The sequence below is a fragment of the Rhizobium sp. R634 genome, from assembly GCF_002211305.1.
GTDB lineage: Bacteria > Pseudomonadota > Alphaproteobacteria > Rhizobiales > Rhizobiaceae > Rhizobium.
In genome coordinates this window covers 633,483-659,782 of record NZ_LOKW01000001.1, presented here as the reverse complement: position 1 = coordinate 659,782, position 26,300 = coordinate 633,483, and the positions used below count along the sequence as shown (strand labels likewise).

The window sequence follows — 26,300 nt, the reverse complement described above, 5'->3', positions numbered from 1 at the left end:
TTAAGGTCGGCGCAACAGAGGCATGGATCGACGATGGCGTACGACGAACGGGAAGACATTGAGCAACAGGCAACCACGCCTGAACGGGATCAACGCGAACAGCCGGTCGTGATCGTCGGCATTGCGGCCTGCGCACAGTCACTCCCGTCGCTGGAGCAGATATTCGCGGACATCGGCGTAAGTCTCGGCGCATCCTACCTCGTCGTGGTGCGCCAGCAGGAGGGGCTCGACGCCGCGGCCGTGCTTGACGCGCTGAAGCGGCAAGAGCGACTGACGGTAACGGTCGCAGTCGATGGGGAGCGGATTCTCCCCAATCATATCTACATCGGCGGCACCGACGATATGATGACGCTGGAAGATGGTCACATCCGCATACGGCCGGCCTCGGAGCCGATCGGCCATCGCGGCACGGTCGACACCATGCTGATCTCGCTGGCCGAACATGCCCATGAGCGCGCGATCGCCTTGGTTCTGGCAGGGCTCGAAAACGACGGCACGGCGGGGGTGGCGGCCACCAAGAAGTTTGGTGGCCTGTCGATCGTCGAGATTGGCGAAAGCGAAGATGGAACCCCCGAGGAAGGCGGAGGAACCTTGGCGATCGCTGACTTGCGCCTGCCGGCGCAGGGCATTGCGACACAGATCGCGCTTTATGCCGCCAATGTTGCCGAGGAAGAAGACGCCGGCCTGGACTACGAGCCGCCGAGCGCCATCGAGGCTCAGATTACGCAGATTGCCACGGTTCTTCGCAATGTCACGAGCCATGACTTCCACGGATATAAGCGCGGGACCTTCACGCGGCGCGTTCAGCGGCGGATGCAGGTGCTGCAGATCGGCAGCATAGACGGATATATCGAACGGCTGCGCGCCAGCCGGGACGAGGTCCAAAACCTGTTTCAGGACCTGCTGATCGGCGTGACGCAATTCTTCAGGGATCCGGCCGAGTTCGAAGCGCTCGAGCGTGAGATTCCAAGACTGTTCCAGGGCAAGGAGCCCGGCGATCAGTTGCGCGTATGGGTGCTCGGCTGCGCCACCGGCGAGGAGGCCTACTCGATCGCCATGCTGCTGCGCGAGCACATGGCCACCATGGATTACCCTCCCGATGTACAGATATTCGCGACGGATCTCGACGCCCGCGCGCTCGGGATCGCGCGCGCCGGCCGTTACTCCGCTGCGATAACATCCCAGGTCCAGCCCGAGCGGCTGGCCCGCTGGTTCGTGCGGGAGGGCGATACCTATTGCGTCGTCAAGGAATTGCGGGAGATGTGTATCTTTTCCCCGCACAACATCGTCAAGGATGCGCCGTTTTCTCGCATCGACATCCTGTCGTGCAGGAACCTGCTGATCTATCTCGACAGCGACCTGCAAAACAGAGTCATACCCATCTTCCACTTCGCGCTCAGGCCAAGCGGAATTCTCTTTCTCGGCTCTTCGGAAAACGTCACCCGCCACGGCAAGCTCTTTGCACCTGTCGACCGTAAAAACCGCCTGTTTCGAAGGCTGGAAACGGCGACCCGCATCATCCCGGATTTCCCGCTCAGTCCGCGCCCGCGCAGCCCCGACAATCCGCTCGCAGCACCGGTTCCTACTTTGCAGACGGGCCGGCTGTCGGCAACGATCAGCCGGCAGGCCGAAGTCGTCGCCGAGCGCTTCGCTCCGGCCTATGTCGTCGTCGATTCGCATTATGACGTGCTGCATTTCTCCGGACGCACCGGCCGTTATCTCGAACCGGCATCGGGCACCGCCACGCTCAACCTCCTGAGCCTTGCCCATCGCGATCTCCGGCTCGATATGCGTTCCGCCCTGCAGCGCGCGACGACGGAAGCAATCAAGATCGAGGTGCCGCGGGTGCTGCTGCGACAGGACGATCGCACCTACGCCGTCAACATAATCGTCGAACCGCTCGGCACCGGCGACGTCACATCGTTGATCGTGCTCTTCCAGGACGCGGGGCAGGTCGCCGAGGGAACGGCGCCCGATGGCGGAAGGCTGACAAGCGAAGAACATGTCCAGCGGCTTGAGACGGATCTGCGCGTGACGCGTGACCGGCTACAGGCGACGATCGAGGAGCTCGAATCGACAAATGAGGAGCTGAAGTCCTCCAATGAGGAATATCAGTCGATCAACGAAGAGCTGCAGTCGGCCAATGAAGAGATGGAAACCTCGAAGGAAGAGCTGCAGTCGGTCAACGAGGAACTGCAGACGGTCAACGGCGAGCTTGCTCATCGCGTTACCGAACTTGACCGCACCAATTCCGACTTGAAGAACCTCCTCGAGGCGACCCAAATCGCCACCGTTTTCCTCGACAACGATCTGCGCGTCAGGAGCTTCACACCAGCGGCGACCGAAATATTCCATCTGCTCGACACGGATGTCGGTCGGCCGCTCGACCATGTCGTATCACGCGTCGCCTATCCGGAACTTCTGGACGACGTTCGCCTCGTCCTTAGAACGCTAGTCCCCGTCGACCGAAAGGTCAGCGATCCGGCCAACAAGAAGCACTACGCCGCGCGCGCACTCCCTTATCGCAGTGTCGACAACTATATCAGCGGCGCCGTCGTCACCTTCACGGACCTGACGGCCACCTATGAGGCCGAAGTTGCGCTTCGGCGGAGCGAGGAGCGCCTGCAGCGCGTTCTGGAGACGGATGCCGTCGGGGTGATTTTCCTGAATGAAGAGGGCGTCATCTTCGACGCCAACGAAGTCTTCTTGAAGATGTCCGGTTACACCCGCTCACAAATGGCGCGCGGCGAGCTTCATTGGCGGCGGCTGACCCCGCCGGAACACCTCGCCGAAAGCCAGGCGCAGATGGAAGCCCTCAGAGAAACCGGCAAGATCGGGCCCTATGAGAAGGAGTATTTCCTCGCCGACGGGTCGCGCCGTTGGATGCTCTTTGCCGGCCGCGACCTCGGCGACGGAACCGTTGCCGAGTTCTGCATAGACATTTCGGCTCGCAAACAAGCGCAAGCGGCGTTGCGGCAGGGCGAGGAGCAGTTCCGGCTCTTCGGGGAAGCCTCTTCCGACGTATTGTGGATTCGCGACGCGGAAACCTTGCAATGGGTCTATCTGACGCCGGCCTTCGAAACCATTTACGGCGTCGATCGCGAGCAGGCCATGACGGGCAATAATTTCCGCAGCTGGGCAGAATTGATCATTCCCGAAGATCGGGAACAGGCGCTCTCGGAGATCGGGCGCGTGCGAAACGGCGAGCGCGTGGAATTTGAGTACCGCATCAGGCGCGCTTCGGATCACGAAATTCGCTGGCTCAGAAATGCCGATTTCCCGCTGTTCGGCGAGGAAGGAAACGTCAAGCAGATCGGAGGCATCGGCCGTGATATCACCGATGAAAAGGCCTCCGCCGACCGGATGAAAGTCCTCGTTGCCGAGCTTCAGCACCGCACGCGCAACCTGATGGCCGTGGTCCGGTCGATGGCCGACAAGACCATGCGCACCAGCACCGATCTGGCAGACTTCCACGAGAGGTTCCGCGACCGCCTGGACGTCCTGGCGCGGGTGCAAAGCCTGCTATCGCGGCTGCAGGAGGGGGATCGCATCACTTTCGATCAACTCATCCGATCCGAGCTAAAGATCCACGGCGCGCCGGAAGGCGAATTGAGCCGTATCACCTTAGAGGGGCCGGAAGGCGTCAGGCTTCGCTCGACGACCGTGCAGACAATGGCGCTGGCGATGCATGAGCTCGGCACGAACGCCGCCAAATACGGAGCGCTCAGCCAACCTCAGGCGCATTTAGCGATCACCTGGCGTGTCGAACAAACGGGGGAAGGCGGAAAACCGTGGCTGCATGTCGACTGGCGCGAGAGCGAAGTCAAGATGCCGCCGCCCGGTTCCGAACCACAAGGGGGTGGCCAGGGTCGCGAGCTGATCGAACGAGCTCTGCCTTACCAGCTCGATGCCAAGACGTCTTTCGTTCTTGGTCAGGACGGCATCCACTGCACGATCGCGATTCCTGTTTCACTCACCAATCTGGTCGAGGACGAAAGCTATGGCTGAGGGGATGCTGCATGAATGCCGCGTGCTCGTCGTCGAGGACGAATTCATGCTTGCTGAGGAGCTGTCCCAGGAGCTGGCGGAGTCCGGAGCCATCGTGATCGGGCCAGCGCAAACTCTCGAGCGTGCGATCGAGCTCCTCGCCTCGTCCGATGTCCTTGACGCAGCCGTCCTGGACGTCAATTTGCAAGGCACGCCGGTTTATCCCGCCGCCGACAGGCTCTTAGAGCGTCATGTCCCTTTCGTATTCACCACTGGCTATGACATAGCTGCGTTACCGGCCCGGTTCGTGTCGACCGGCTGCTGCGCGAAACCCGTCGATATGCCGCGGCTGATAGCTGCCCTGCGGGCTGCTATCGATGCGGCAGGCAAGGCATAGTTCTTTCGCCCGCTATCGGCGGCACATCGAGCCTTTCTGCCGACTGCCGCGGCAACCGGCTCATGCTGCTCCTCGTGGCCACGCTAGAAGTTCCGCTTTGAGCCTGTCCACGTGAGCAAGATGCATGATCTGAGACTCTTCGAAATTCATCAGAAGACGCTTAGCCTCCGTGACGTCGGCGCCGCGATTGGTCAGCTCGGTCAGGATTTGGCGCTGCCGAGCGAGATGCATTTCTCCCGCGGCGACATGCTCGCGAGCCTGCTGCAGATGTCTTTCCACCATCGCCCTATCCATGGCGATCTCCTTCCCCGCCGAGCAGATCATGCGCCTATTCTCTGCCTTAGGAAACGGAAATCGCTGCGGCCCGGCCTCCTGTAAGTGGGGCTCACGTCTTGTAGGCCTGACGCCGGTGCAGCCTCATTCCGTTCCGGCACGCCATTCGCGCCAGGCGAGATGGATTTTCGCGCCGATCGTCGTCAGCGGCTGCGGCGGCAGCAAGACCGGCGCCGCCAGGCGGCTGTAGATCCGGCCGAGTTCGGAATCGTGACCCAGCACCCGTTCGGCGGCGGCGATGCCGGCGGCAGTTGAATTCGATGCGCCGAGCCCGTTGCAGCCGCAGGCGGCGAAGACACCGCGCTCGATCTCGCCGAAGGCCGGCACGTGATTATGCGTCAGCGCCATCGCGCCGCCCCAACGGTATTGCATGCCGACGCCGGCAAGCGTGGGGAAACGGTGAGAAAACTTGCCGTCATGCAGGCGGCCGGCGCTACGGATATCGGCGTCGCCGATCTCGATGCCGGGATTGTAGCTGTAGCGCGAGCGTATGAGGATGCGGTCGCCGCCCTCGGTATCGATGCGCCGCACCGTCGTTCCCATCGGCAGCGCCGGGGTCGCTGCCCATTTCCTTTCGCCGCCGAGCCGACCCGGATCGAATTCCTCCGTCAGAGAGGCATAGGTGAAGACATGGAGGAGGCGCCTACGGAAGAAGCCGAAGCTTTCCGCATGGCCGTTATTGGCCATGATGATCTTGACCGCCCGCACCGATCCACTCGGCGTCTTCACCAGCCAGCCGTCGCCGCAGCGCTCGAAGGAGAGAGCCGGCGTCTGCTCGAACAGCCGCACCGGCTCTTTCAGGCAATCGGCGACGCCTCTGATATAGGCGGCCGGCTGGATGATGACGGTGCCGGGCGAGAACAGGGCCGAGGTAAAGGCCTTCGATCCGGTCACGGCTTCGATCTCCGCGCCTTTGAGCAGGCGATGGGATTCGCCCATCTTCGCAAGCTGCTGCGAATAGGCATAGAGATGCTTGTCGCCTTCGGCGCTCATCGCGATGCTGTAGCGGCCGCAGGGATCGAACAGCTCCTTACCCCAGCCGTTTTCGCCGGCGAGGTCGCTCGCGAGCGCGATCGCCGAGCGCTGCAGCAGCACGGAGTCGCGGAACTTGCCTTCGGATTCGCCGCTGAAATCGTCCGAGGAAACCTCATGCGGCAGGTCGATGATGAAGCCGGAATTGGCGCCGGCCGGACCTTCGCCGATGATACCCGCTTCGAGTATGGCAACCCGCAGCGTCGGGTCGAGCCGGAAGAGGCGATGCGCCGCCGTCAGGCCGGCAAAGCCGCCGCCGATGATCGCGACATCGGCGCTGATCGCTTCGCCCAAGGCCGGGCGCGGCGTGCGCGGCGGAAGTGTTGCCACCCATCCCGACACGCCGGCACGTTTGGGGAGCCTCGATGCGACGAAGACGGTCTTTGCGGCCTTGTTCACAGTCAGATCGCTTCCCGCTCCATGAGCGCTTCGAGGGAACGCTTCAGCGCCGGAAGCTTTTGCGGGGCGAGCGCCCGCAGCGGCTTGCGCGGAACGCCGGCGCCGTAGCCGACCATATCGGCGGCGGCATAGACGGACTGCACGTAATCGCCTTCCCAGATCAGGCCCATTGCCGGCTCCAGGATTTTCCAGAGCGCCCGCACCTCATCCCACTTGCGCTCGGCCGCCGCCGCAACGAGGGCGACTGACGTGCGCGGCGCGAAGTTCGCGCCGCCCCAGATCAGGCCGTCGCATCCGGCATAGAGCGCATAGGGAACGAGAGGATCGGCGCCGTTCATGACGAAACGGCCGGTGCGGATGAGCGCCGCCTGTTTTCCCAAATCGCCGCTGCTGTCCTTGACGGCTGAGAAGCCCGGAATTTCACTGAGCTTGTCGAGAAGCTCCGGCGTGATGGCGACGCCGACCGCCTGGGGCACGTTATAGCCGATGACGGGAAGGCCTGTTCTGGCGACCTCTGCGTAGAAATCGAGAATGCCCTCATCGCCGGTCGGGCCTTCGAAGAAGGGCGGCAGCACCATGACGCCGGCGGCGCCGGCATCGCGGGCGCGCGCCGTCCGTTCCACCACGTCCTCCACCAGCAGCGCCGAAGTCTGGGCGATCACCCTGGCGCGGCCGTTGACGATCTTCGCGCCACGGCTGACCAGCTCTTCGGATTCGGCCTTGGAGAGATAGACGTGCATGCCGGTGCCGGAGCTGAAGAGGAAGCTGCGGACGCCGGCTGCGAGATAGCGCTCGACATTGATTTCAAGCCGCCCGTAGTCGATGCGGCCGGCATCGTCGAACGGCGTGGTGATGGCGAGATTGAGTCCTGGAAAGGGAAAAGCGGTCATCGATGAAATCCCGTTGCGTTGGATGCTATTGTTCCTGGGCGGCTTAGAGAGCCGGCGCTTCCAGCCCCTCGGGGGCCGCGTACATTGCGATGTTGCGACGGGAGAGCTCGATGTGGAGCCGCGCCAGCTCGCCCGAAGCTTCGGCGTCGCGCCGCTCTATAGCCTCGATCATCTCGTCGTGCTGATCGCAGGCGAGCTCGAGTTCTTCCTGCATGCGCGGCGTGTTCGGATGCTGGTAGAAGATCTTGCCGATGCGGGCGTGGTCGATCTGCAGCCGGCGCAAGCTCGGGACGACATAGACATTGTGGGCCATCTCGCCGATCTGGCGGTGGAACTGGTCGTTCTGGAACACCCGGCTTTCCACATCGCAGTCCTCCACCGCCTTGCGGAAGGCGCGCTGGATCTCCTTGAGCACCGCAAGCTCGGCCTTCGTCCGGTTCTCGGCCGCGAGCTTGTTGGCGGTGATGTAGATCATCGGCGCAAGCAGGAAGAAATCGCGCAGCGACTGGTAGCTCATGGCGCTGACCCGGGCGGCGCGGTTCGTCTCGAGGTCGATATAGCCCTCTCCGGCCATCTGCCGCATCAGCTCGCGCACCGGCGGGCGGGAAAGGCCGAATTCTTCGCTCAGCGCCACTTCATCGAGGACCGCGCCCGGGGGCAGTTCCATGGTGAGGATGCGTATGCGCAGCGCAAGTTCGAGACTCGCCTTGCGGTCGGGTCCAGCGATTTCGGGCATCATACGCCTCCGTTCTATTATTCTTTTGATAGACATTAAGTAGACAACGCCGTCACGTCAAGCTTCAATGTCGGCTGGACCGGCCGAGCAGACGCCGGCACCCATCTGGAGGGCAGTTCGTACAGAAAGTGCGATATCGAACGGAAACAAAGGGGAACCGGCTTTGTTAATGATGAACCTACGCAGGAACGTTTCCTTGTCGGGCGTGCATCCGCGACGGGAGCAGGAAAATGGACACACCAACCCAGTGGGCATTTTTTCTCGGTGCGCTGACGTTGGCGAGCCGGATAGCGGCCGTTTTTGGAAGTGCGGAAATCGGCCGCCACCGGCAAAAGGCAGCGGAATATCTGACGTTCGGATTGAGCGCCGCCGCCTTCGTCTCGGCAGTCGCCATGGTCGCCTACCTGGTGATGCGATGACATCGATTACCAGGGTGAGCACTGACCGGAACTTTCCGCGGTCGTCGGGCATCCTGTTCGGCCTGGGACTCGGCGGCTTTTTCGACGGCATTGTCTTTCACCAGCTGCTGCAGTGGCACCATATGTTCAGCGCCTGGTATTCGATCGATTCCGTCGAGAACCTCGAATTCAACACCTTCTGGGACGGCGTCTTCCATTCGGCGACCTATCTGTTTCTTCTCGCGGGCCTGTTCATTCTCTGGCGCGCCGCGCGCCGCCCGCATTTTCGCTGGTCGACCACGGAGTTGATCGGCGCGGTGCTTACTGGCTTCGGCCTATTCAATCTCGTCGAGGGAGTGATCGACCACCACCTGCTCGGCATTCACCATGTCAACGAAACGGTCGACCAGTCGGCGTGGCTCTACTGGGATATCGGCTTTCTGATGTGGGGGGCAGTCATGCTTGCTGCCGGCTGGAATATGATCCGGAGGCCGTATGACTGATCGCAGTGCCTCTCTGCTTCGGGAATTCGGGGCCGCTGCCATCTGGGCAGCGTTCGCGCTGGGTTTCCTCTTCGCCACGCAGCCGGTCTGGGCCTCGCTTCTGTTCGGAGTGCAGATCTCGGCCGAAGACTATCTCTCGATCCGCTGTTTCGGTTTTACACCGTGATCGCAGCCGCGCCGCGACCGTCAGCCCTGGCGTCTCGCGGCGATCGGCGCGGACGGCGCGGCCTGGTGCTGGCGGCGGAAGACCGAGACCTGATTGCGTCCCGCTTCCTTGGCGCGATAAAGCGCCATGTCGGCCTCGTGCTGGAGATTGGCGAGCGAAATGTCGGTGTCGCGCACCGATTTCAGGGCGACGCCCACGCTCAGCGTCACCGAAGGGCCGACGCCGGACGACGGGTTAGGTAGGGCGGCGGCTTCCACGCTCTCGCGGATGCGAGTGGCAACCGCCACCGCCTCTTCTTCGTCGACATCGGGAAGCACGATCAAGAATTCCTCGCCGCCATGGCGCGAGACGAGATCGCGATCGGCGCGCACGCAGCTCTGGATGATGCCGGCGACTTTGACGAGGCAGCGGTCGCCTTCGCCATGGCCGAGCTTGTCGTTCAGCGCCTTGAAGTGATCGATATCGCACATCAGCATGGCCGCGGCGACGCCGGTGTCGCGGCCGCTCAGCCAGAGGCCTTCAAGGGTCTCCATCATCCAGCGCCGGTTGGCGATGCCCGTCAATGGATCGGTTCTGGCGAGCCGCTCCAATCGGGCGTTCGCATCGGCCAGTTCCGCGTTGCGGCGCTGATCCCGGCAGTCCAGGAGGAATGTCTTCTGCGCCAGGATGTTCATCGTTCGCCGGGCGACCACGGTGGCGATGATACCGCAGGAAAAGAACAAGGTCCCGGCGACGACGCTGCCGGCTTCCACGAGCGGATTGTACCACTGCAGGATAAAATAGAGGCTGAGGGCATAACAGGCGATCACGATCGTCCAGGCGAGCGGCACACTGAAGATGGTGATCGCGCTCGTGGCGACGAACAGCATGATGGTCAGATGCCGCTCGTAGAATTCGCCTCCGGCAAAGACGCCGACGAGCGTGACCGACAGCAGAATGAGACACATGCCGCCGAGAAGCGATGCGCGCAGAACGGCGGCGGCGCGCGGCTTGCGCCAGATCAGGGCCGTGGCAATCGCCGCCGGCGGCAGAAGGCAGGCAGGAGCGACCATCGACAGCGCGACGTCACTGGGAAGCAGGAGAGCGTTCAGTGCCAGCGTCAGTACATCGACGAAGGCCACCCATGTCATCCAGGAGCGGATGACCTTCGACGTCTGGCGCCATGACCGTTCCTCAAACCGGCCGCGGAGATCGCCCGTCAGGCGGATATCGCGGGTCCGGCCCGACAAGAGGCGCTCGACTTCGTTCGCCATCGCGGCAGTCAGCGGCCGCGGCGAGAAAGGCCCGGCTGCAGAACCTTCGGAGGAAGTGTTCTTGGCATCGTTCATCCCCCCATTATCTAGCCGCGATCGGAGGCGCGGCAAGGTTCGAGCGTAAACGTCCGGATACGTACGTTGATATTTTGTAAACAAGATTCCGCGTGTGATCCGTGCGGGATCGTTCCGATCATGCTACCAACCCTCTTGCGAGAGGAGACGGGATGAGACTCAAGCTTGTTGCAGTTGCGGTCGCGGCGCTGGCGCCTGTCGTCGCGATGCTCGCCTATAACGAGGTAGCGCTGCGCCACGAACGCAACCAGGAAGTCCGCGCCTCCGCGGCGCAGGCGGCAAGACAGGCATCCTCGGAAGTCGAGCGGATCGTCGAAGGCCTGCACGCCCTTCTCGTTTCGGTTTCCGCCATGCCTTCCGTCCGCAACCTCGACGTCGACGCCTGCAACGCGGCTCTCAAATCGGTCGCCGAGAGCATTGCGAACATCCGTACCATCTTCGTCGTCGGGCTCGACGGCCGGCCGATCTGCGGCAGCATGCCCTTTCCCGACGGCGTGGTGTTTTCCGATCGCGACTATTTCCAGGAGGCGCTGAAGACCAGGAATTTCGCCGTCGGCACCTATGCTGTGAGCCGTCTTTCCGACAAACCGGTGCTGCCGCTCGCCATGCCTTTGATGGAGGGCGATGTCGTCAAGGCCCTCATCGTCAGCGGCATCCGGCTGGACTGGCTGCAGAACCGCATCACCGAGCGCGGTGTGGCGCCCGGCAATGCGGTGACGATCGCCGACGGCAAGGGAATCATCGTCGCGCGCGTGCCCCTTCCCGAGCAGTTCGTCGGCACCGCCATCCCTGAGGAGTATCAGCGCCTTGTCCATGCCGAACAGCCTGATGTGATCGAGATCATGAGCCAGGACGGGACCGAGCGGATTCTCGGCTATCGCCCGATAGCGCTGCCCTCCAGCCCTCTCTATGTCAGCGCCGGATTTTCGAAGCCCGAAGCATTCGCGCCGATCAACCGGGCGACGCTGATGAATACGCTCGCCATCATCGGCGGCGCGCTGTTTTCCTTTGCCGCCGCGATCATCATCGGCAACCGCTTCATCCTCGTGCCGATTTCGCGGATCGCCGAGGTGATGGAGAAGTGGCGCAGCGGCGAGACCACGGCGCGAACCAGGATGACAGGGTCGGACGAGCTCGATGTCGTCGGCGCCACCTTCGACCGGCTGCTCGACGAGCTGGATGAGCGAAGGCGCCGGAACGAAGAGGCGGAGGAGGAGCGCATCCTTCTCGTCCGCGAGCTGGCCCACCGGGTCAAGAACGGCTTCACCCTGGTTCAGGCGATCGCCCGGCAGACCTTCTCGCGCTCCGATCCGGAAAGGTACAATTCTTTCGCCGAAAGGCTTGCGGCGCTCGCCGGCACTTATGACCTCATCCTGTCGCGCGAGGGCTCGGCCTCGCCCGTCCGAGAGATCGTCTCGGCAGCCCTCAGGGCGCATGTCGCCTCGGAGGCGGAACGCATCCGCCTCGACGGGCCGGAAGTCGTTCTGCCCGCCGATATCGCCTTGCCGCTTTCCCTGGTGATCCATGAACTCGCGACCAATGCGACGAAATACGGAAGCCTCGGAAGCGAGGATGGAACCGTCGCCATCGAATGGAAATACGAGAACGGGCGCGTGCTTCTGCTATGGACGGAATCCGGCGGGCCGACGGTGTCGGCGCCGACGAAAAGGGGGTTCGGCTCCGTGCTGATAGAGCGCGCCTTCCCTGCGAAGGCGCAGGCGCGGTCGCGCTCGGACTTCAGACCGGAAGGCCTTGTCTTCGAAGTTATATTCTCGGCGGCGGAACCGGCGGCGAAGGGGGAAGTTGAAAGTTCAGATAGGGATATGGTGCATTCGAGCAAAACATGAAAACCAAGGTAGTCGTGGTAGAGGACGAGCCCCTGCTGCTCATGATGGCGGTCGAAATTGTCGAGGAGGCCGGCTTCGAAGCGCTTGAAGCGCGCGATGCCGACGAGGCCCTTCACCTCCTCGAAACGGTCCCGGGCATCCGGATCCTGTTGACCGATATCGACATGCCGGGAAGCATGGACGGACTGAAGCTGGCGAGGGCCGTGCGTGACCGCTGGCCGCCGGTGGAAATCATTGTCGTCTCCGGCATGAAGCAACCCGACGCCGACGAATTGCCGGAGCGCGGCGTCTTTTTCCCGAAACCCTATGACGGCAGAAAGCTCTCCGATACGCTCGTCCGGATGGCGGCTTAGCAAATGCGGATGGCATGCATCCTTTTGGAATCTGGCGCGTTTTGCCTGCTCCAACAGCAAGGAGACGATCATGTCCAAACGTGAGCTCATAGATACCGGCACCGACAAGCGCTACGTGCGCCGCGACGATCAGGGCCGTTTCAAGGAATCCGACGATGTCGGCCGTTCGTTGTCCGCGGACAAACGGCGCAAGGCAAAGAGCGACGCGAAGCCCGGCGAAGGCGACCGCGGCGACCATTCTGCGAGAAAACACTGAAACCACCCGGAGCAGGCGTTACCGGACGCCGCTCCGGAATTCGGACCTTATGGGCGTTGCAGGTCGATGCGGCTGGTCACGACCGACCGGCCCGAAAGCAGATCCTTATCGACCGTCTGCAGCCGAAGTTTGTTCTGACCGACTTTCTCGATCATCAGCGTTGCCTTCCGGTCGCCATTGACCACACGCGCCCAGGTGACATCCAGGTTCAGCCTGTCGCCCCGCCTGCTGCCGATGAGCCTGGACGGCTGGCCCGACGGGCCGATGTAATTGCCGGAATAGCGCTGGCCCGAGGCCTTGACGTTGGCCGAGAACGTCCGGACGAAAACCGCAAGCCCGCGGCACTTGCCGTTCATCGAAACTGCGGACTGGCTGGCGTCCGATTTCAGGGTGCAGGAGACGTTGAAGTTCGTGCCGCCGATCTTGGTGAGGACCATTCCGGTCCCGCTCCAATCGCCGGCCAGAGACTTCAGAAACCCTGCATCCTGCCCGTGGGCGGGCAGAGAGCAAAGCGAAAGCAAAGTGGCGATCAGCACCGCACGCATGACATCCCCCTTGGTTGCGTGCGGTAAAAACAGATTAGCATGGCAGATTGTTCCCTGCTTCACCTGTCCCGCGGCCGCGAGGCGGCATCGACCTTCCGGAGTTTGAAGAAGTAGCGCCTGATGTCCCCTCGCACGCACATCATGCCGGCGAGTTCATCCTCGCATATTCTGCGAAAATAATCGACGATCGGCTGCCTGTCGTAGATCATTGCGGCGGTGGCGGCATCTTCCAGGGTCTGGAGCTTCAGCGATGCGGTTGTGCCCCGCGCGCGACAGGCCTTCTGCAGATAGGAGAACCCGCTGCGGGCGATGGCCGTCCGGCCGAAGGGCGCCGCCCTGATCGCAAGCCCGATCGGAAAGAAGCCGGGCTCGATCGCCACCAGCCGGCCCGGCCGCCACTGAAAGAGCAGCGCGTCGGCGCGCATATCCGCGTGGAAACGCTTGCCGAACCAGCCGAGATTCTCCAGCACGCCGTCAAGCGGGTGACGCGAAGGGATGCCGGCGCCTTTCCAAAGGCCAAGCATCTCCGCCGGCTGGACCGGCTCCAGCGACCGGAACCAGGCTGTCCTCTCATCCTGCAACGCCGCGCTTTTCATCGATCATCCCTCGCCCTACCATCGGATCATAGGTAGATCTGCCTTTGCCGGCCCACAAGCCGCCGGCTGTTTTCATCGCTTGGCGCTCGGCAACTTCCTTGGGGAGGTGTTCGTTTCAACCGCATGAGCACGGATGACGTTCCAATCTCCGAAGACGAAGCGCCTGTCGAGACGGTCTCCTTCCCCTTCGACAGGATGACCGTGCAGCGCTTCCGCGAGACCTTTCCCCGCGCGCGCTGGAACGACGCGCTTTGCGCATGGACGGTTCCCGGCAAGACGGCCCGGCGGCGCATCGACCGCTGGCTGGCGCACGAAGCCACGCGCACCGATCTGTTCGCCACAGAGAAGGGACGGGACGCCTATGCCTTCGAGCCGATCCTCAGCCCCTATCTCGACGTCATCAAGACGGGTTTCCGCATCCGGACGCCCTTTTCGCGAACTGTTGTCGATGAGTTGCGCCAGGTGCCTTTCGCCCGATGGAACGGCGAGCTTCGTGTCTGGGAGGTTCCCTTCGCCTCCTATGACGAACTCCAGCATCGCTGGGATGCGATCGAGGCCGCGGCGAAAAGAGCCGAACCGGAAGAGCGCCGCAAACGCGCCGAAGCGCGTAAAGGCACAGAGGAAGAGGCGAAGGCCAAGAGCCGCTCGGCCGAGCGCAAACGCCACCGCCTGCCGGTGCCATCAGACGATCTTCCGCCGCTCGACCGCCCGGTGGCGACGAGCGCTTACGGCATCGTCGTCATCACAGACGTGACCGGCGAAATCGTCGATCCCGATCCGGTCTGCGAGTTCTATCCCGATGTCGGCCACGATCATGTATGGGCCAATTGGCGGCTGCCGACTCTGGAGGAACTCGTCCACACCTGGCCGGCCAAGACCGTGGCCGGCGAGCATGACCGCAAGCGCGGCTGGTGGCAGCCTGACATCGAGGAACTCAGGGAGGCCAGGCGGACGGCGCGGTCGCGGGAGCGGAGAAAGTCCCGCTGACGCGACCTGCCGGGCGCCGCCGGCTCACCGGGACTTCTTGTAGAGCTTCTCGGCGATCTCGAACATCTCCTCGGGAGCGTAATCCGGTGTGAAGGCGGAGGGCACGCCGACGAGCTGGTGGATCTTGCCGCCTTCCGGCATGCCCTCGACGACTTCGAGTTCGCCCGGCGGATCGTCGGGAAGCGCCACCTCGTCATTGCTCCAGATGCCGGCGATCTCCTTGTAATCGTTGGGACTCCAAGTGTAGAGGCGGCGATGCGATCCCTCGTCGAGATATTTCTGCGCCTCCGGAATATTGGCGAGCGGAATGTTGGGGCAGGGGAGGAACTTCTCGATCTCGACGCCGGTGATCTTCTTCAGGGCAAGCGCGTAAGCATGCGCGTGCACGGAGCCGCGGACGAGCAGATAGCCGCAGACTTCACGCCCCGTCGGGTCTGTGACGGTCTCGTAGACCCTGAGCTTGTGGAGCCTTGCCCCGCATTCCAGATGGAAATTGTGCAGGAGATCGAAAACGATGTTGCCGGTGGTGGTGATGAAGTCGTTGTTCCACGAGGCGCCGTTGCTGTTGACCGGCATCGCGCCGCCGCCGCCCGACAGGAAGCTTGCGGCAAGGCGGATATCCGCCATGTCCGCGAACGGCGCGTCGGAAATGTCGCCGCCATCGCCTGCATCGCCATCCGGTTTGTCAGGGCCGTTGGCGAGCATGGCGACGCCGTTGCTGACCAGCTCGACATGGCCGAGCTCTTCCGCCGTGATGCTGGCGACCAGGCTATAGAACGGCCGGAGCTTCGACTTGGAGCGGAAGTTGAAGCTCTGGAACATGTAGTTGCCGAGCGTCGACATCTCGCCGTATTTGCCGCCCAGCAGTTCCTGGAGGGCTGCGGCCGCGTTCGGGTCGGCCGCCTTCGGCGCCGGCAATTCCGCCTGCAATTGATCCACGCGCATGAACATCGGGAAGCTCCTTTGGTTGGAAAACGTCCAAACCTCGCTCGGCATCGACGGTTCCCGTGGCTTCCGCGTATTCTTGGTCTACGATTTCGCCTATTGCGGCGGCTTCACCGACAACAGCGTTTCCAGCGACACCGGCCGTAACCCTTGAGCATCGACACCGACATCGTATTGCCGGGGCAAAGGCTTCAGGCGGCCATGGGAATGGCCGTGCAGGTTGAGCGATTTCTTGCCCATCTTGTTCCAGGTGCGGAACGGGTAGTGGCAGAGGACGAGCAGCTGATCGTCGAGCGTCATCTCGTGGTAGTGCTGGACGCTCGTCCAGCCCCTCGCTTCCGTCGTCGTCTGCGGATCGTTATTGCCGATGATCAGGTGCTTTCGCCCGTTCAGCATGGAAAGAAGCTGGTCGCAGTCGCCGCCGCGGGAAGACATGAAGTCGCCGAGATGCCAGATATCGTCCTCAAGCCCGACCACCTCGTTCCAATAGCGTATCAGGGTGACGTCGTGGGAGGCCATGTCGGGAAAGGGGCGCCGGTCGATCCTGAGGATGCGCGGATCTGCGAAGTGGGTGTCGCTGGTAAAATAGATCATCCGACAGAGATGGGGCGCTCGGCGCGGTTGAAAACCCGCCCCTTGCTAATGACCGGGCCTCGGAATCGACTGCTTGACGTCGTCAAGCGACGGGCCGCGGACGATGCGGTAGCGCGCTTCGACCAGATTGTAGATGCCGAAGGCCGCCAGTCCGGCCGCGACGACGATGTAGAGGATGGAGCCGAAAGGAAGCTGCCTCACCCAATCCAGCGCATCGGCCATGCTGCCGGCCTGCTGCGGATCGACGCGAAAACCGGCATAGGCGAAGAAGATGCCCATGATCGCGAACACGAGGCCGCGCGCGACGAGCCCATATATGCAGATCAGGGTCACGACGCCGCTGCTGTCGGCGAGCTTGAGGTAGCGCTCGAACTTCTTGGTGAGGCCTTTGGCCGCGGTTACGACCCCGCCGATGATGAAGCCGAGGCCGACCGCGATGGCCAGGTAGGCGCCGAAGGGTTGCGACATGATCCAACCGGCCAAACCCTTCTCGCCCGAGCCTTCGCCCCCGCCGCCGCTGAAGAGCGCGTGCCCCAGCGCATATCCCGCCAGCCCGAGATAGGTGACGGCGCTGCCGAAAAGGACCGTGCGGATGGCGATCGCCTTGGCGTCGCTGCCATGGCCGTCGCTGTCGGCCAAGGATTGCGCCAGGCGCCAGGCGACGAAACCGAGAAGGCCAAGGCCGATCAGCCCCACCCAGGCGCGGCCGAAAGGCTGTCCCAGAAGCGTCGACAGCGCCGATTTCGTTTCCGGCCGGCCGCCGGCGATGCCGGAAAAGAGCGCGAGACCCGCAATCAGCAGGAAGACGACGCCGCGCGCGACATAACCGCTCTTGGCAAGCAGCTCGAAACGAAATCCCTTTGGCATGATATTCTCCGCGCATCGCCGTGATCGTCATCACTAACGCGCCACCGCGCCGAAAGTTTTCGAAGATCGGCCCGCCGCGAGGAGCTTTCCGCCCCGCCTCAAAAAAAATTTTTGAAACCCTCTTGAACCGAAAAATCTCAAAAACCAGATCATTCGTGTCGGCAGCCCAATGGGGGCCGATCATAGGAGACGCGAGTTTCCGACGCGTCTCCAGTCATCTCGCTTTAAGGAGGATTTGGCTATGAGAAACGACTTCGACTTCGCACCGCTCTATCGGTCCAGCATCGGCTTCGACCGTGTCTTCAATCTCCTCAACAACGCGCAGCGCCTCCAGGCCATCGACGCCTGGCCGCCCTACGACATCGTCAAGATCGGCGAGGATGAATACCGCATCACCATGGCGGTGGCCGGTTATGCCGATGCCGATCTCGACCTCACGCAGGAGCGCAACCTGCTCGTCGTAAAAGGCCACAAGGCCGAGGACAAACAAGGCGAATATCTGCATCGCGGCATTGCCGGCCGCGCTTTCGAGCGCCGCTTCGAGCTCGCCGACCATGTTCGCGTCGAAAACGCTTCGCTGACGAACGGTCTGCTCTCCATCGCGCTGAAACGGGAAGTTCCGGAAGCGATGAAGCCGCGCAAGATCGCTATCGGAGACGGCTCCTTTCAACAGGCGCCTCTTCAGATCGAAGCCGAGCGTCAGGTGGCGTAAGGAGGTTTTGGACATGAAGTCCAGGATCCGCAAGCCCTTCCTGGTCGAGATCAGGAAACGTCGTGGCAAACCCGGAATGGGCAGCCGCAGAGGCGCGATCGCCAAGCTGCTCGAGAAGCTGAGCACCGCTACCCCGGCGCCGGCTGCACGCAGCTGAGGCGGCGCAAGTCAGAAATGAAGGAGGGCCGGCCAGCGTCGGCCCTCCTGTGCTTGCAATAAGAACGTCATCCCCGACCCAGGAGTTGCCGATGCCGGTCCGTAGCGCCGGGCTTCTCGTCTACCGGCTTTCCGAGACGGGGCTGGAGGTGCTGCTCGTGCACCCCGGCGGTCCCTTCTGGGCAAGGAAGGACGAAGGGGCCTGGTCTATCCCGAAGGGACTGGTGGAACCGGGCGAAGACGAGCTGTCGGCAGCGATCCGCGAGACGCGGGAGGAGCTTGGTTTCGACGTATTGGGAGATTACGCACCGCTCGGCGAATACCGCCAGCCCGGCGGAAAAGTGGTGGTCGTCTGGTCGGTGCAGGCGGATCCGGCATTGGATGTCGATAAGATCACAAGCTCGGAATTCCAGATGGAATGGCCGCCGAGATCGGGGCGCCTGCAGAATTTTCCCGAGGTCGATCGAGCCGGGTGGTTTTCCATCGCCGAGGCGGCGGTCAAAATCCTGAAAGGTCAGGCGGCGATGCTCGCGGATCTCGTGACCCAGAGATCTAGCCGACCCCGGTGATCTCAGGGTGGAAGGCGATGATCTTCTCGGGAGGCGGGCTTCCATCGCCGCGGCTTGCGGAAAGCAGAAGTTCGGCGGCGGCCTCGCCCATCTGGCGGCGCGGCGAGATCGAGGTGGCGATCCTGATCGGCAGGGCGCGGGCGACTTCGAGCCCGTTGAAGCCGGCGATCAGTATGTCGCGGGGACTGGAAACCCCGAGCTCGAGACAGGCGAAGGCGCCGCCGGTCGCCATGTCGTCGCTCGCATAGTAGATGCAGTCGAGATCGCGGGTCGCCGCCAGCATGGAGAGCGTCAGCTGCTTGCCATGCGCGATCGAGGAATAGGCCGAATCGATCCGCTCATGCGCGAAGGAGAGGCCGCTTTCGCGCAGCATCTTTTCGAAGCCGGCCTTGCGCTTTCCTGCCCGCAAGTCCCTGTCGAGCGCGCTGCCGATATAGCCGAACCGCCGCCGTCCGGCCGAAAGCAGCGCCGCCGCCATCTCCTCTCCCGCCTTGCCATGCGAAAGCCCGACATTGAAATCGACCGGCGTGCCGTCGAGATCCATCAGCTGGATGACGGGAATATCGGCATGCTGCAGCATCCGCACCGTTTCCGCCGGCTGGTCGAGTCCGGTGACGACGATCGCAGCCGGCCGCCAGGAGAGCATGTCGCGGATGATCTCGCGCTCCTTGGCCATATCGTAATCGGAAATGCCGAAGACCGCCTGCATGCCGGAACCCTGCAAGCCGGCGGAAATGCCCTCCAGCATCTCGGGAAAGACGATGTTCGACATGCTGGGAACGACGACGGCGACGAGGTTCGTCCGCTGCGACGACAGCGAGAGCGCTAGCCGGTTGCCGACATAGCTCAGCCGCTCCGCCTCCTGCAGCACTTTTTCGCGGGTTTCCTTGGAAACGTCGGCTGCGCCGCGAAGCGCCCGCGATACCGTCATCTTGCTGACGCCGGCCGCGGCGGCAATCTCTTCCAGTGTGGATTTGCGCATCCCGATGGATCCTGTCGTCGCACAGCCGCACAAGCGGCACGATAAATTCATAGGCCTTTTTTCCGGAAAAGGAAAACACCCGGCACTTGACATAACTGACAAAAATGGGGCTTGTTACCGATACCGGTATCGATAACACCGCCGGAACAACTTGTGTGGCATCCGGGAGAAGAGCCGTGCAGGACATGAAGAAATCAGCAGTCATTGGTCTCGGCTCGATGGGCTGGGGCGCGGCGCTCTCGCTTCTGAGGGCAGGCTTCACCGTCGGCGGATGCGACGTCCGTCCAGACGTGCTGCAGCGCTTTTTAGAAGCGGGCGGCAAAGCCTCCGACACGCCGGCAGCCGCCGCTCAGGATGCTGCAACCGTCTTCGTCTACGTCGTCAACAGCGCCCAGGTCGAGCACGTGCTTTTCGGCCCGCAAGGCGCGCTGGAAACGGCCGCCGCCGGCACCGTCTTCCTGCTCTGCACCACCATGGCGCCAAGCGCCACGATCGCTATTTCCGAGCGCCTGGAGGCAGCCGGCATGCTGGTCGTCGATGCGCCGGTTTCCGGCGGCCACGTCAAGGCGCTTTCCGGCGAGATCACCGTCATGGCCTCGGGCTCGAACGAGGCTTTCGAGCGCGCCGGCGCAGCCCTCGACGCCGTATCGGCCAAGGTCTTCCGGCTCGGCGACCGGCCCGGCCCCGGCTCCCAGGTCAAGATGATCAACCAGCTTCTGGCCGGGGTCCACATCGCCGCCACGGCGGAAGCGATGACGCTCGCGGCCAAGACAGGCATCGACCTCAGGACGCTCTACGACGTCCTGCGCGTTTCGGCGGGCTCGTCCTGGATGTTCGAAAACCGCGGCGAACATATCGTCGAGGGTGACTACACGCCCCGTTCCGCCGTCGACATCTTCGTCAAGGATCTCGGGATCGTCCGCTCGGAAGCCGAGCGGACCGGGGGCGTGACGCCGCTTGCGGCTACGGCTCTCGCCCTCTTCAAAGAGGCATCCGAGGCAGGCCTCGGGCGCGAGGACGATGCGGCAGTGGCAAAGATCCTGGCGAAAAAATGCGGCGCCACATTGCCCGGCATGGAAGGCTGAGCCCTGATGAAAATCCTGTTCGGCCGGAAGCCCGTCGACAAAGGAGACTGCGTGCATCCTGCCGACGCGATCTTCTGCCCTATATGCGCAGACGCAAGGGCGATGCGACGAGCGGCGCGAACTTGACTGAAGACACCGGCCGACGGGAGGAAGAGCCGATATGCATGTGATGATTTTGGGCGCGGCGGGCATGGTCGGCCGCAAGCTGGTCGAGAAGATCGCGCGCGAGCCGATGGCTTTCGGCCGGCCCGTCACCCGGCTGACGCTGGCGGACGCCTTTCAGCCGCAAGTTCCCAAAACGCTTCGGCCCGTCTCGACCGCGCTGACCGTCGATCTTGCCGCCGCCGGCGCGGCTGACAGGCTGATCGAGGGCCGGCCGGACCTGATCTTCCACCTCGCCGCCATCGTCTCGGGAGAGGCGGAAGCGGATTTCGACAAGGGTTACGCCGTCAATCTCGACGGCACACGCGCTTTGTTCGATGCGATCCGCCAGGCGGGCATGACGAGCGCCTATGTGCCGCGCCTCGTCTTCGCCTCCTCGATCGCTGTTTTCGGAACGCCGTTCCCGGAAGTCATTCCGGACGAATTCTTCACCACGCCGCTGACGAGCTACGGCACGCAGAAGGCGATCGCCGAACTGTTGCTTTCCGATTATTCCCGCCGCGGCATTTTCGACGGCATCGGCATCCGGCTGCCGACCATCTGCGTGCGTCCCGGCGCCCCCAACAAGGCGGCATCGGGTTTCTTCTCCAACATTCTGCGTGAGCCGCTGGTCGGCAAGGAAGCCATACTGCCGGTCAGCGACAGCGTCCGGCACTGGTTTGCGAGCCCGCGTGCGGCCGTCGGCTTCTTCGTCCATGCCGCGACGATCGATACGGCAAGGATCGGCGCGCGGCGCAACCTCACCATGCCAGGCCTTTCCGCACTGGTCTCCGAAGAGATCGAAGCCCTGCGCCGGGTCGCCGGCGACAAGGCGGTCGCGCTCATCAAGCGCGTGCCCGATCCTTTGATCGAACGCATCGTCGCCGGCTGGCCGACCCAGTTCGATGCGGAGAGAGCGTCGTCGCTCGGCTTCAAGGCGGAGACGAGCTTCGACGAAATCCTGAAAGTCCATATCGAGGATGAACTCGACGGGAGGATCGCATGAGCATATCGGCCAGCGGAAAGGCAAGGATCGCGCTAGTCACCGGCGGCGGCACCGGCGTCGGGCGCGCCATATCGCGGGGGCTCGGCGCTGCCGGCTACACGGTCGTCATATCAGGGCGGCGGGCCGACGTGCTTGAGAAGGCCGCAGGCGAGCTTGGCAGCGAAACCGGGGCGGAGTTCTTCGCGGTTTCCGCCGATGTCGGCAATCCGGACTCCGTTCGCGGCCTCTTCGATGCGATCGCGGAAAAATACGGGCGGCTCGATCTCCTGGTCAACAATGCCGGCGTCACCGTGCCTGGTGTGGCGCTGGAAGAGGTTTCGTTCGAGCAGTGGAACGCCATCGTCGCGGCCAATCTCACCGGCGCCTTTCTCTGCACCCAGCAGGCCTTCCGGCTGATGAAGAGCCAGAGCCCGCGCGGCGGGCGCATCATCAACAACGGCTCCGTCTCCGCCACGACGCCGCGCCCGAATTCGGCGCCTTACACGGCAACGAAGCACGCCATCACGGGGCTGACCAAATCCACCGCTCTCGACGGACGCGAATTCGACATCGCCTGCGGCCAGATCGATATCGGCAATGCCGCAAGCAACATGACGACGAAGATCGCCGCCGGCGTGCTGCAGGCAAACGGCAGCATCGCCGCCGAAGCGACGATCGACCCGGCGCATATCGCCGATGCGGTCGTCTACATGGCGGGCCTGCCGCTCGGCGCCAATGTGCTGACCATGACCGTCATGGCGACGAAGATGCCTTTCGTAGGGCGGGGATGAAGAAGCCGGCTGCCGCCGGCCGAAACGATACATACAGTGCTTGCGTAATGCTCATGATCTGGGAGGAGGGAGTATGGCAAACGTTCAATTCGCGGATGTCCGGAAATCATTCGGCGCGCATCCCGTCATCAAAGGGGTGGACATCGATATCGCCGATGGGGAGTTCGTCATTCTCGTCGGCCCCTCGGGCTGTGGCAAATCCACGCTTCTGAGGATGCTGGCCGGGCTCGAAAACATTTCCGGCGGCGAGATCAAGATCGGCGGGCGCGTCGTCAACACGCTGCCGCCGAAGGACCGCGACATTGCCATGGTGTTCCAGAACTATGCGCTTTACCCGCATATGACGGTGGAGCAGAACATGGGCTTTTCGCTCATGCTCAACAAGGCGCCCAAGGCGGAAGCCGAAAAGCGGGTGAAATATGCCGCCGGCATCCTCGGCCTCGACAAGCTGCTCGACCGCTATCCGCGCCAGCTTTCCGGCGGCCAGCGTCAGCGCGTCGCCATGGGCCGCGCCATCGTGCGCGATCCTGAAGTCTTCCTGTTCGACGAGCCGCTCTCCAACCTCGATGCGAAATTGCGCGTCGCCATGCGGGCCGAGATCAAGGAACTGCATCAGCGCCTGAAGACGACGACGGTCTACGTCACCCATGACCAGATCGAGGCGATGACGATGGCCGACAAGATCGTCGTCATGCATGACGGCATCGTCGAGCAGATCGGTTCGCCGCTCGAGCTTTACGACCGCCCCGCCAATCTCTTCGTCGGCGGCTTCATCGGCTCGCCGGCAATGAACATGATCCATGGCAGGCTCGATCCCGAAAACGCCACGCAGTTCGTCGCGGCCAACGGCACCCGGCTGCCAGTCGCCAATCCGCCGGCAAGTGCGGTCGGCCGCGACCTCATCTACGGGCTGCGCCCCGAATACATCTCGCTCGATCCGAACGGCCTGCCGGCCGAAATCGTGGTGATCGAGCCGACCGGCTACGAGACGCATCTGACCGTCCGCCTCGGCGGCAGCGAGGTCAGCTGCGTCTTCCGCGAGCGTGTCGATGCCCGCCCGGGCGAAGCGATCCGCGTGGCGATCGACGCCAAGCATGTTCATCTCTTCGATGCCGAAGGCGGCAGGAGATTGACCGACTGATGCCATCTGGCGGCCGTACGGGAGAGGAGGAGTCTCCCCGGCCGCCGGAGCGCAAGCGTTCCCCGGAGCCTGCTCTCCCGGAAATGCCAGGCCGCCGTTCACCAGCGGGAGGTGGACGCCGGAGAATTGCTCCCGCTGTTTCAATGAGGAGGAATCTCATGACGATCAAGAGACGTGAATTTCTTGCCGCATCGGCAGCCGTTGCCGGTGTCGCCGGTCTTGGCATCAAGCCATCCTTTGCGCAGGCCGAACCGACCTACACGCCGGAAAGCGGCGCGAGCCTCAGGCTGCTGCGCTGGACGCCTTTCGTGAAGGGCGACGAGGATGCGTGGATCGCCAACACCAAGAAATTCACCGAAGCCACAGGCGTGGAAGTGCGCATCGACAAGGAGAGCTGGGAGGACATCCGTCCGAAGGCAGCCGTTGCCGCCAATGTCGGCTCCGGCCCCGATCTCATCATGTGCTGGTTCGACGACGCCCACCAATATCCGGACAAGCTGGTCGATCTTACCGAACTCGGCAATTATCTCGGCAACAAGTATGAGGGCTGGTACGATGGCGTGAAGGGCTATGCCACCCGCGGCGACACCTTCATCGCCATGCCGCTGACGGCGATCGGCAATGCCGTCGTCTACCGCGACAGCCACGTGAAGGCCGCCGGCTTCAACGAATTCCCGAACGATACCGCAGGCTTCCTCGAGCTTTGCAAGGCGATGAAGGCAAAAGGCACGCCCGCAGGCTTCCCGCACGGCAAGGCGGTCGGCGACGGCAACAATTACGCCCATTGGCTGCTCTGGAGCCATGGCGGCAAGATGGTCGACGAAAGCGGCCAGGTGACGATCAACAGCCCGGAGACGCTCGCCTCGATCAACTATGCCAAGGAGCTCTACGCGACCTTCATTCCGGGCACCGAAAGCTGGCAGGACGTCAACAACAACCGCGCCTTCCTTGCCGGCCAGGTATCGCTGATCGCCAACGGCGTCTCCGTCTACTACACGGCGAAGAACGATCCGAAGCTCGCCGAGATCGCGAAGGACATCCGCACGACCAACTTCCCGGTCGGACCGGTCGGCAAGAGCGTCGAGCTTTGCCAGACCAGCTCGCTGCTTCTCTTCAAGCACAGCAAATATCCTGAAGCGGCCAAGGCCTACATCAAGTTCATGATGGAAGCCGACCAGATGAACGCCTGGATCCAGGGCTCCAGCGCCTATTGCTGCCAGCCGCTCAAGGCCTTCGCCAAGAACCCGATCTGGACTGCCGATCCTGTTCACGCGCCCTATGCGCGCGCCTCGGAAAAGCTGCGCCCGAACGGATATGCCGGCCCGCTCGGCTATGCCTCGGCCGCGACCATGGCCGACTATGTGCTGGTCGACATGTACGCTGCCGCCGTCACCGGCCAGAAGTCGCCGGAAGACGCGATGAAGGAAGCCGAACGCCGGGCGAACCGCTACTACCGCGTCTGATCCGGAGCCGAGGCTTGTGGCATGCCCGATATCCGGCATGCCGCATATCCTCCAAAGCGCGTCGCATCAGATCTGATCCATGCGCCGCGCTTTGGTTCCTTGTTTTATGCATGTCGTTATCCCGGAACCGCTGCACACTTCCGGGCGACATGCATCAGGACTGACTGCAATCTGGAGACCAGCAATGTCGACCTTGAAATCCGGGGATACGCGCGGCCCCTCGCTCCTGCAGAACAACAATGTGCTCGGCTTCCTCTTCATGCTGCCGGCCGCCGTGTTCCTCGTCTGCTTCCTCACCTATCCCCTGGGGCTCGGCGTCTGGCTTGGCTTTACCGACACGCGGATCGGCCGGGACGGCATCTTCATCGGGCTGGAGAACTATCAGTTCCTCGCCGATGACGCGGTTTTCTGGCTGTCGGTCTTCAACACCATCCTCTACACGCTGGTCGCCTCGGCGCTGAAATTCGCGCTCGGCCTCTGGCTGGCGCTGCTTCTGAACCAGCACCTTCCGTTCAAATCCTTCTTCCGGGCGATCGTGCTCCTGCCCTGGGTGGTACCAACAGTGCTTTCGGCGCTGGCCTTCTGGTGGATCTACGATTCCCAGTTCTCGATCGTCTCCTGGTCGCTGATGAAGCTCGGCCTGATCGACGCGCCGATCAACTTCCTCGGCGACCCCACCAATGCACGCATCTCGGTCATCGTCGCCAATGTCTGGCGCGGCATTCCCTTTGTGGCGATCTCGTTGCTCGCCGGCCTGCAGACCATCCCGGCCTCGCTGCAGGAGGCGGCCTCGCTCGACGGCGCGACCAGCTGGCAGCGGTTCCGCTATGTGACGCTGCCGATGCTGACGCCGATCATCGCCGTCGTCATGACCTTCTCGGTGCTCTTCACCTTCACGGATTTCCAGCTGATCTACGTGCTGACCAAGGGCGGGCCGGTCAACGCCACGCATCTGATGGCGACACTCTCCTTCCAGCGCGGCATTCCGGGCGGGCAGCTCGGAGAAGGCGCGGCCATCGCCGTTGCCATGATACCCTTCCTGCTCGGCGCCATCATGTTCAGTTTCTTCGGTCTGCAACGCCGCAAATGGCAGCAGGGCGGACAGGATTAAGGAGC

The 26,300-nt window shown here is 63.0% G+C and carries 29 protein-coding genes; 18 read left to right on the top strand and 11 right to left on the bottom strand.

What is annotated here, in order from left to right:
• Positions 1-33 precede the first annotated feature (33 nt).
• Together ATY77_RS02915 and ATY77_RS02910 are read left to right on the top strand one after the other, a co-directional pair.
• Positions 34-4,008 (top strand): CheR family methyltransferase, encoded by a 3,975-nt coding sequence (locus ATY77_RS02915; RefSeq protein ID WP_088685995.1) that lies wholly within the window; start codon positions 34-36, stop codon positions 4,006-4,008.
• Complete coding sequence (locus ATY77_RS02910) at positions 4,001-4,384, top strand: response regulator (protein ID WP_088685994.1); 384 nt, start codon at positions 4,001-4,003, stop codon at positions 4,382-4,384. The genes ATY77_RS02915 and ATY77_RS02910 overlap by 8 nt, the downstream gene beginning before the upstream one ends.
• A gap of 60 nt (positions 4,385-4,444) precedes the next feature.
• On the opposite strand, the gene ATY77_RS02905 is transcribed toward ATY77_RS02910, so the two are convergent.
• The 4 genes from ATY77_RS02905 to ATY77_RS02890 form a co-directional block, all read right to left on the bottom strand.
• Entirely contained in the window at positions 4,445-4,678 is a 234-nt protein-coding gene (locus ATY77_RS02905; RefSeq protein WP_088676090.1) for a hypothetical protein, read from the bottom strand.
• Between the two features lie 123 nt (positions 4,679-4,801).
• The gene (locus ATY77_RS02900) at positions 4,802-6,148 is read right to left on the bottom strand and encodes an FAD-binding oxidoreductase (RefSeq protein ID WP_088685993.1); all 1,347 of its coding nucleotides are present in this window, start codon (positions 6,146-6,148) and stop codon (positions 4,802-4,804) included.
• Positions 6,149-6,150: 2 nt separating this feature from the next.
• The gene (locus ATY77_RS02895; protein ID WP_088685992.1) at positions 6,151-7,038 is read right to left on the bottom strand and encodes a dihydrodipicolinate synthase family protein; all 888 of its coding nucleotides are present in this window, start codon (positions 7,036-7,038) and stop codon (positions 6,151-6,153) included.
• 43 nt (positions 7,039-7,081) lie between these two features.
• Positions 7,082-7,777: a GntR family transcriptional regulator gene (locus ATY77_RS02890; protein ID WP_088685991.1), complete on the bottom strand. Its 696-nt coding sequence runs from the start codon at positions 7,775-7,777 to the stop codon at positions 7,082-7,084.
• Positions 7,778-8,004: 227 nt separating this feature from the next.
• On the opposite strand from ATY77_RS02890, the gene ATY77_RS02885 reads away from it, so the two are divergent.
• From ATY77_RS02885 to ATY77_RS32750, 3 genes are read left to right on the top strand one after another with little or no spacing between them, the layout of a single operon-like run.
• Positions 8,005-8,193 (top strand): hypothetical protein, encoded by a 189-nt coding sequence (locus ATY77_RS02885; RefSeq protein WP_088685990.1) that lies wholly within the window; start codon positions 8,005-8,007, stop codon positions 8,191-8,193.
• Positions 8,190-8,675, top strand: a complete 486-nt coding sequence (locus tag ATY77_RS02880) for a DUF2243 domain-containing protein (protein WP_088685989.1) — start codon at positions 8,190-8,192, stop codon at positions 8,673-8,675. Before ATY77_RS02885 ends, ATY77_RS02880 begins: the two co-directional genes overlap by 4 nt.
• Positions 8,668-8,841 carry a hypothetical protein gene (locus ATY77_RS32750; protein WP_190237566.1) on the top strand — a complete coding sequence of 58 codons (174 nt, stop codon included), beginning with the start codon at positions 8,668-8,670 and terminating at the stop codon, positions 8,839-8,841. The genes ATY77_RS02880 and ATY77_RS32750 overlap by 8 nt, the downstream gene beginning before the upstream one ends.
• Before the next feature lie 20 nt (positions 8,842-8,861).
• On the opposite strand, the gene ATY77_RS02875 is transcribed toward ATY77_RS32750, so the two are convergent.
• Positions 8,862-10,169 carry a GGDEF domain-containing protein gene (locus ATY77_RS02875; RefSeq protein ID WP_088685988.1) on the bottom strand — a complete coding sequence of 436 codons (1,308 nt, stop codon included), beginning with the start codon at positions 10,167-10,169 and terminating at the stop codon, positions 8,862-8,864.
• A gap of 152 nt (positions 10,170-10,321) precedes the next feature.
• On the opposite strand from ATY77_RS02875, the gene ATY77_RS02870 reads away from it, so the two are divergent.
• The 3 genes from ATY77_RS02870 to ATY77_RS02860 all read left to right on the top strand — a co-directional run bounded on the left by ATY77_RS02870 (position 10,322) and on the right by ATY77_RS02860 (position 12,625).
• A complete protein-coding gene (locus ATY77_RS02870; RefSeq protein WP_088685987.1) occupies positions 10,322-12,016 on the top strand; it encodes an HWE histidine kinase domain-containing protein in 1,695 nt (564 codons plus the stop codon).
• Positions 12,013-12,369 carry a response regulator gene (locus ATY77_RS02865; RefSeq protein ID WP_088685986.1) on the top strand — a complete coding sequence of 119 codons (357 nt, stop codon included), beginning with the start codon at positions 12,013-12,015 and terminating at the stop codon, positions 12,367-12,369. Before ATY77_RS02870 ends, ATY77_RS02865 begins: the two co-directional genes overlap by 4 nt.
• 70 nt (positions 12,370-12,439) lie before the next feature.
• A complete protein-coding gene (locus ATY77_RS02860; protein WP_088685985.1) occupies positions 12,440-12,625 on the top strand; it encodes a hypothetical protein in 186 nt (61 codons plus the stop codon).
• A 47-nt stretch (positions 12,626-12,672) separates the two neighbouring features.
• Here the strand turns inward: ATY77_RS02860 and ATY77_RS02855 are convergent, their stop codons facing one another.
• Positions 12,673-13,170 (bottom strand): hypothetical protein, encoded by a 498-nt coding sequence (locus ATY77_RS02855; protein WP_088685984.1) that lies wholly within the window; start codon positions 13,168-13,170, stop codon positions 12,673-12,675.
• 59 nt (positions 13,171-13,229) lie between these two features.
• Complete coding sequence (locus ATY77_RS02850) at positions 13,230-13,766, bottom strand: GXWXG domain-containing protein (protein ID WP_088685983.1); 537 nt, start codon at positions 13,764-13,766, stop codon at positions 13,230-13,232.
• Between the two features lie 123 nt (positions 13,767-13,889).
• On the opposite strand from ATY77_RS02850, the gene ATY77_RS02845 reads away from it, so the two are divergent.
• Entirely contained in the window at positions 13,890-14,753 is an 864-nt protein-coding gene (locus tag ATY77_RS02845) for a hypothetical protein (RefSeq protein WP_088685982.1), read from the top strand.
• Between the two features lie 24 nt (positions 14,754-14,777).
• Here the strand turns inward: ATY77_RS02845 and ATY77_RS02840 are convergent, their stop codons facing one another.
• The 3 genes from ATY77_RS02840 to ATY77_RS02830 form a co-directional block, all read right to left on the bottom strand.
• Positions 14,778-15,704 carry a manganese catalase family protein gene (locus ATY77_RS02840; RefSeq protein WP_088675893.1) on the bottom strand — a complete coding sequence of 309 codons (927 nt, stop codon included), beginning with the start codon at positions 15,702-15,704 and terminating at the stop codon, positions 14,778-14,780.
• Positions 15,705-15,794: 90 nt separating this feature from the next.
• A complete protein-coding gene (locus tag ATY77_RS02835; protein WP_088685981.1) occupies positions 15,795-16,292 on the bottom strand; it encodes a metallophosphoesterase family protein in 498 nt (165 codons plus the stop codon).
• A 45-nt stretch (positions 16,293-16,337) separates the two neighbouring features.
• Positions 16,338-17,159: a DUF1206 domain-containing protein gene (locus ATY77_RS02830; RefSeq protein WP_088675891.1), complete on the bottom strand. Its 822-nt coding sequence runs from the start codon at positions 17,157-17,159 to the stop codon at positions 16,338-16,340.
• 241 nt (positions 17,160-17,400) lie between these two features.
• Here ATY77_RS02830 and ATY77_RS02825 point away from each other — a divergent pair, with 241 nt between their 5' ends.
• From ATY77_RS02825 to ATY77_RS02820, 3 genes are all read left to right on the top strand, one after another.
• The gene (locus ATY77_RS02825) at positions 17,401-17,871 is read left to right on the top strand and encodes an Hsp20 family protein (protein ID WP_088685980.1); all 471 of its coding nucleotides are present in this window, start codon (positions 17,401-17,403) and stop codon (positions 17,869-17,871) included.
• 13 nt (positions 17,872-17,884) lie between these two features.
• Positions 17,885-18,028 carry a hypothetical protein gene (locus tag ATY77_RS32745; RefSeq protein ID WP_190237565.1) on the top strand — a complete coding sequence of 48 codons (144 nt, stop codon included), beginning with the start codon at positions 17,885-17,887 and terminating at the stop codon, positions 18,026-18,028.
• A gap of 91 nt (positions 18,029-18,119) precedes the next feature.
• Positions 18,120-18,596, top strand: coding sequence for an NUDIX domain-containing protein (locus ATY77_RS02820; RefSeq protein ID WP_088685979.1), 477 nt, complete (start codon positions 18,120-18,122; stop codon positions 18,594-18,596).
• Here ATY77_RS02820 and ATY77_RS02815 read toward each other — a convergent pair.
• Positions 18,580-19,578, bottom strand: a complete 999-nt coding sequence (locus ATY77_RS02815; protein WP_088685978.1) for a LacI family DNA-binding transcriptional regulator — start codon at positions 19,576-19,578, stop codon at positions 18,580-18,582. The genes ATY77_RS02820 and ATY77_RS02815 overlap by 17 nt on opposite strands.
• A 185-nt stretch (positions 19,579-19,763) precedes the next feature.
• Here ATY77_RS02815 and ltnD point away from each other — a divergent pair, with 185 nt between their 5' ends.
• From ltnD to ATY77_RS02785, 6 genes are all read left to right on the top strand, one after another.
• Complete coding sequence (gene ltnD, locus ATY77_RS02810; RefSeq protein WP_245314271.1) at positions 19,764-20,663, top strand: L-threonate dehydrogenase; 900 nt, start codon at positions 19,764-19,766, stop codon at positions 20,661-20,663.
• 160 nt (positions 20,664-20,823) lie between these two features.
• Positions 20,824-21,810, top strand: coding sequence for a D-erythronate dehydrogenase (gene denD / locus ATY77_RS02805; protein ID WP_088685976.1), 987 nt, complete (start codon positions 20,824-20,826; stop codon positions 21,808-21,810).
• Entirely contained in the window at positions 21,807-22,580 is a 774-nt protein-coding gene (locus tag ATY77_RS02800; RefSeq protein ID WP_088685975.1) for an SDR family oxidoreductase, read from the top strand. The genes denD and ATY77_RS02800 overlap by 4 nt, the downstream gene beginning before the upstream one ends.
• 73 nt (positions 22,581-22,653) lie before the next feature.
• On the top strand, positions 22,654-23,721 hold the full coding sequence (ugpC, locus tag ATY77_RS02795) for a sn-glycerol-3-phosphate ABC transporter ATP-binding protein UgpC (RefSeq protein WP_088685974.1): 1,068 nt from the start codon (positions 22,654-22,656) through the stop codon (positions 23,719-23,721).
• A 158-nt stretch (positions 23,722-23,879) separates the two neighbouring features.
• Entirely contained in the window at positions 23,880-25,184 is a 1,305-nt protein-coding gene (locus tag ATY77_RS02790; RefSeq protein WP_088685973.1) for an ABC transporter substrate-binding protein, read from the top strand.
• A gap of 184 nt (positions 25,185-25,368) precedes the next feature.
• Entirely contained in the window at positions 25,369-26,295 is a 927-nt protein-coding gene (locus tag ATY77_RS02785; RefSeq protein ID WP_088675883.1) for a sugar ABC transporter permease, read from the top strand.
• Positions 26,296-26,300 lie beyond the last annotated feature (5 nt).